Source organism: Acrocarpospora phusangensis (assembly GCF_016862995.1).
Taxonomy (GTDB): Bacteria; Actinomycetota; Actinomycetes; order Streptosporangiales; family Streptosporangiaceae; genus Acrocarpospora; species Acrocarpospora phusangensis.
In genome coordinates this window covers 1-4,234 of sequence record NZ_BOOA01000172.1, presented here as the reverse complement: position 1 = coordinate 4,234, position 4,234 = coordinate 1, and the positions used below count along the sequence as shown (strand labels likewise).

General features: G+C 66.6%; 7 protein-coding genes. 4 read left to right on the top strand and 3 right to left on the bottom strand.

Annotation, left to right across the window (positions count from 1 at the left end; translation table 11 throughout):
- Positions 1-26 precede the first annotated feature (26 nt).
- The 3 genes from Aph01nite_RS40690 to Aph01nite_RS40680 form a co-directional block, all read right to left on the bottom strand.
- A complete protein-coding gene (locus tag Aph01nite_RS40690) occupies positions 27-1,610 on the bottom strand; it encodes a site-specific integrase (protein WP_204046439.1) in 1,584 nt (527 codons plus the stop codon).
- On the bottom strand, positions 1,610-2,023 hold the full coding sequence (locus tag Aph01nite_RS40685; RefSeq protein WP_204046438.1) for a hypothetical protein: 414 nt from the start codon (positions 2,021-2,023) through the stop codon (positions 1,610-1,612). Before Aph01nite_RS40685 ends, Aph01nite_RS40690 begins: the two co-directional genes overlap by 1 nt.
- Before the next feature lie 156 nt (positions 2,024-2,179).
- The gene (locus tag Aph01nite_RS40680) at positions 2,180-2,473 is read right to left on the bottom strand and encodes a hypothetical protein (RefSeq protein ID WP_204046437.1); all 294 of its coding nucleotides are present in this window, start codon (positions 2,471-2,473) and stop codon (positions 2,180-2,182) included.
- A 365-nt stretch (positions 2,474-2,838) separates the two neighbouring features.
- Here Aph01nite_RS40680 and Aph01nite_RS40675 point away from each other — a divergent pair, with 365 nt between their 5' ends.
- The 4 genes from Aph01nite_RS40675 to Aph01nite_RS40660 all read left to right on the top strand — a co-directional run.
- Complete coding sequence (locus tag Aph01nite_RS40675) at positions 2,839-3,099, top strand: helix-turn-helix domain-containing protein (protein ID WP_204046436.1); 261 nt, start codon at positions 2,839-2,841, stop codon at positions 3,097-3,099.
- Entirely contained in the window at positions 3,080-3,436 is a 357-nt protein-coding gene (locus Aph01nite_RS40670; protein ID WP_204046435.1) for a hypothetical protein, read from the top strand. The genes Aph01nite_RS40675 and Aph01nite_RS40670 overlap by 20 nt, the downstream gene beginning before the upstream one ends.
- A gap of 92 nt (positions 3,437-3,528) precedes the next feature.
- Complete coding sequence (locus tag Aph01nite_RS40665) at positions 3,529-3,762, top strand: hypothetical protein (protein WP_204046434.1); 234 nt, start codon at positions 3,529-3,531, stop codon at positions 3,760-3,762.
- 1 nt (position 3,763) lies between these two features.
- Positions 3,764-4,234 (top strand): hypothetical protein (locus tag Aph01nite_RS40660; RefSeq protein WP_204046433.1); only part of this gene is annotated, 471 nt, incomplete at its 3' end.

The following is a 4,234-nucleotide window of genomic DNA, read 5'->3' as shown; positions in this document are numbered from 1 at the left end:
TTTCACCAGGTGAGGGTCTTGATCGCTCAGGCGGTTCGGGCCCTTCTCCTATTTCTGGGAGAAATTTGGGAGACGACCTTGGAGGCGGTCCCATCCCGCCACGGTGCCAGCGCCGCATCGAGCAGCGGGACCTGCGACGTCGGCCACAACCTGGCCCGCTCGGCGAGCGCGTTCTCCCACATGGCCTGCAGGACCTCGCGCAGCTGCTCGCGCATGCCGTCCGTCACGTGGCCGTACCGGCCCGACATGCTCGCGTCGATGTGCCCCATCCGCTCAACCTTCAGCGCCTTCTTGATCCCCGTGTCGTCCATCCACGTCTGGTGACCATGGCGGAACCCGTGCGGGGTGAGGCCCTTCCGAATCGGCAGCCACGTCACCAGGTGGGGCCGTTCCTCTTCCTCCCAGCTGGCGTAGTCCGGGCGTCCGCGGCCGCGCGGCGGGACGAACTCCACGCCTCGCTCGGCCTTGGGCCACGGCTTCCGCACCGGCTGGCCGGGCCAGGCGTACTCACCGGGCAGGACCTGGGCGCGGCCGCGCGCCGGCGCGGGCCTGTACACCGCGGTGTCGGCAAGCACCGGCCGCGGCGGCCGCGGCCACCTCTTGTCGTCCCGGCCCGGATAGACGCCATCAGCTGCCGGTCGCATGGTCGCCGAGGACCAGCCGCGCTGATAGTGCGCGCCCTCACGAGTGAGGAATAGGTACCGCCGGCCGCCCGGGCACCACTCGACCTCTTCGTCACCGTCTACCGGTAACAGGTCCTCGCGCTCCCCTCTCGGCGTGCAGCTGCAGGGGCGCGCCCGCTGCGCCTGGGCGCGCAGCAGCACGCCCAGGAAGGCCGGGACGTCGATCACCCGCAGTGACCCGTCCTTCGGGTAGCCGAGGTAGAAGCCGGATAGCTCGTACAGCTTGGTGTCGATGTCGAGCATGTCGTCCGCCAGGAGCGACTCGGGGCGCAGCGCCAGCAGCTCGGACCAGCGAACTCCGGTCCATGCCTTCGTGGCGAACATCAGAAAGACGTCCGGGTCCCGGGCCAGGAGGGCGGCACGCTCGGCGATGAGCACGCTCTCCACCGGGGACGGCCAGACCTTGGCGGCGCGCTGGTATGCCTGGACGCGTTTCTCACCCTTCTTGCCCTTCCCGCGCTTGCGGGCCGCAGGGTTGCGGTCGATGTAGCGAGGGGCCGCATCGCCCAGGATGGTGATCATGAGGCTACGGGCGTCGTAGGCGGTCCGCGGTGCGTAGCCGGCGCGGACGATCGAGCGCTCCCATCCGTCGAACTCACCGTCGTCCAGGTCGTCGAGCTCTCGGTGCTCGAATACAGGCAGAAGGTGCCCGCTCAGCAGGGAGCGGTACTTGCGCATGGTGGGCGGTTCGAGCGCGAGGCCGGCGTACCAGTCGTTCGCGAACCGCCCGAACGTGATCTTGGTGCGGTCCTTTCTGAGGCCCAGGCGGATCAGGGTTTCCTGGTCAACCCCGTAGTCGTATGCCTCCTCCTCCGACTGGAAGTAGTCGCCCGTCGACTCGTTCTTCGTGGTGCCGGTGGTGTACGTGCCATCGGCTTTCTTCCATCGGACTCGGAACCGTCGACCGCGCGGCTCTGTGTACGGCATCATCCCTCCTTCGGTCGGAAGTGCCGCAGCTGCTCATTGGTGCCGAGCATCATCTGGTCGACGAGCCTGGCACTGATCAACTTCTTGGGAACTGGGATGTAGAAGCCGGTCTTGTCCAAGGTCCATTCGAGTTCGTTGATCCCAATGTCCTCTCGTACTAGGCGCAGCTCGCCGAACGGTTCCGCTGTCGGCTCCGAAAGGGGCGCGAGCGAGGAGAGCGCGTTATCTCCTACGAGCCCGAGGGGTCGGAGAAGTGGGGCGGCCATTTGGCTTCCGTCAACCAGCCAATAGATATGACCGGGCTTGTGCACGGCTATGGGTTCGCCATCGGGGAGGTCTGTGGGTGAGACGCGAACGTAGTGCAGTCGAATCGGAAGGGATTTGGTCAGGTCGGGGGGGTCCTCGTTTTCCATGGAGCACAACTTCCGTCTTGCCTTACCTCTCGGCACGTATATACGTACAGAGAGTCGTTTCGCACGTAAGCGGAGATCTTGGCACAGAATGTCCGAATGTCGCGATCTAATTTGCCAACGTGACCGTTCCGTTACATTGTGCTATTAGTAAAGAAGCTAGTCAGTTTCGCCCTCTTCATGGAGCGAGTCATGGGCGAAGTCTCTAGCGAGCCGTTCGGCGATCTTGCGCACGCGTTCCAGTTCGCGCGGCGGCAGATTCTTCGGAGCCATGAAGAACACCCTCATGTCGCCCGTTTCGCTTGTGTGTACTTCTAGCTCTTGATCGCCTGCAGGCGGGTGCTCGGCCGGGGGGTTCCCGTCCCTCAAGAGCCTCCGAAGGACGGCGGCCGCATCGGGTCGCAGCCCCTCGGCTTCCAGTTCCTCCGGGGACACTTTCGCGACCACCGCCATCCGAGCGATGGTCTTGGCCGAGCCCGTGTAGGGAACGGGTGGCCGGCCTCCTCCCACTGGCCGGTTTCCTCGCTCCACATTTGCCCACGTGGTTGAGCTGATCCCTGCGGCCTTCGCCGCATCCATCATGCTCAGGGGCGGACTAAGGCTCTCGCGTGCGCGTCGTATGAGCGTGGCTTCCGGAGGTGGCCGATCCGTCGCCATGGGCCCTCCGGCCCCCCTCTCAGGAAAGTACAGGAAAGTAGAGGAAAGTACAGGCACAGCGTGGCGCACCCGGGGACCGCCTGCAAGTTTGTGCCCGACAGTGTGCGAAAGTATGCGAGAGCACTTGCGGGGTTCACAAACTTTCGCGTACTTTCACACACATGCAGACGAAGACCACTTCTCGTCAGCGTCCCCTGCTGCAGAATCCGGAAGCGGTGCGGGACCGCCGAATCGCCGTAGGCCTCAAACAGGCCGCGCTGGCCACCTTGGCTGATCTCAGCGAGGCCCAGATGTCGAAGATCGAGACCGGCTTTGCGTCGGCCTCGGTCGATTCCCTGCATCGCCTGGCCAAGGCGCTGGAGTGCGACGTCGCAAAGCTGACGGCGAAGCCAAGGCGCCGAAATGCGACGCGAAGAAGCTGACCGCGAGGCCACCAGGCCAGAGGAAGTAGAGGTGCCGCGCGTCTACACCAGCCGCCAGGGTGCCGCGCGGATCGACTCCCCGGTGATCAGGCCGTCGACACTCGAACGGCTCGCGCGGGAGTACCTGGTCGACCACACCCGAAACGGAAGAAAAGTCGGGTGGACGGAAGTGCAGTTGGCCGGCGCCGTCGCCTACCTGGCGACCAAGAACCAGCGCCGACCGGCCAAGCCACCGTCCGACAGCCGCAAAACCGATCAAGCCGCGATGCGCCGCGGCGACGTCGCGCCCCTCGAATCCAAGCCCGGTCGGCGTTACCGCCAGACCGCCACCGCCTGACCATCGGGCGCCTCACCCCCGACATGCCGAGGTCCCCCGGCAGTGCGCGCCGCGGGACCTCTACCTCACCACTTCAAGGACTCGAAATGCTGATGATCAAGCGTAGCGGCCGCCACCGACACGGCCCGATCGTAGAGCGGCCCGCGCTCGTCATGATGGGCGGCCGACCGGTCTCCGGCCTCATCGTCCACGCCGACAACGGCCAGGACGCCGTTCTGCTCGTCACCTCGCTGCGCGACGCGGACGACCTGGTCTCGGCCGTCGTCGCCATGCGGGCCGAACTGAAAGTCGCGATCGACGCCAACCGCACGGGCCAGGCCGCCTGACATGGCCTCGGTCCACGACACGTACATGACGTGGCGCACGGTCGAGCACGCCTCCGGCTGCAAGGCCCGGGGCTGGATCGCCCGCGAGCAGTTCGACGAACACTACTTCGGACCCCACTCCAACCCCACCGCCTACACCGAGGGGCGCCTGCAGCTGGTCTGCCCGCTGCCGGCCGGGTGCGGCCGCGTGGTCGAGGTCTCGGCCAGCACCGACCCGCGGCACCGCGAGAGCGGCCGCCCGTGGGCTCACTTCACCGTCGACCACCACAAGACCGTCCGCGAGAGCGGGTTCGGTTCCGTCCCGATCCGGGTCTCGCTCGGCGACGCGGGACCGGTCTGGCTGCACCCGACCGGCCCGCTCGTAGACCGCACCTGGGGTGGAGGGCAGGAGGACCCGGAGGCGTACGCGATCACCAGCTCCCCGACCCCGCCCACCCGGTGGCGCGAGGTACTCGCCGTGATCGGCCAGTGT

Excerpts from the sequence above, each read along its gene's own strand:
- Aph01nite_RS40675 (WP_204046436.1), top strand. The coding sequence starts at position 2,839 with ATGCAGACGAAGACCACTTCTCGTCAGCGTCCCCTGCTGCAGAATCCG.
- Aph01nite_RS40690 (WP_204046439.1), bottom strand. The coding sequence starts at position 1,610 with ATGCCGTACACAGAGCCGCGCGGTCGACGGTTCCGAGTCCGATGGAAG.
- Aph01nite_RS40685 (WP_204046438.1), bottom strand. The coding sequence starts at position 2,023 with ATGGAAAACGAGGACCCCCCCGACCTGACCAAATCCCTTCCGATTCGA.
- Aph01nite_RS40670 (WP_204046435.1), top strand. The coding sequence starts at position 3,080 with ATGCGACGCGAAGAAGCTGACCGCGAGGCCACCAGGCCAGAGGAAGTA.
- Aph01nite_RS40665 (WP_204046434.1), top strand. The coding sequence starts at position 3,529 with ATGATCAAGCGTAGCGGCCGCCACCGACACGGCCCGATCGTAGAGCGG.
- Aph01nite_RS40680 (WP_204046437.1), bottom strand. The coding sequence starts at position 2,473 with ATGGCGGTGGTCGCGAAAGTGTCCCCGGAGGAACTGGAAGCCGAGGGG.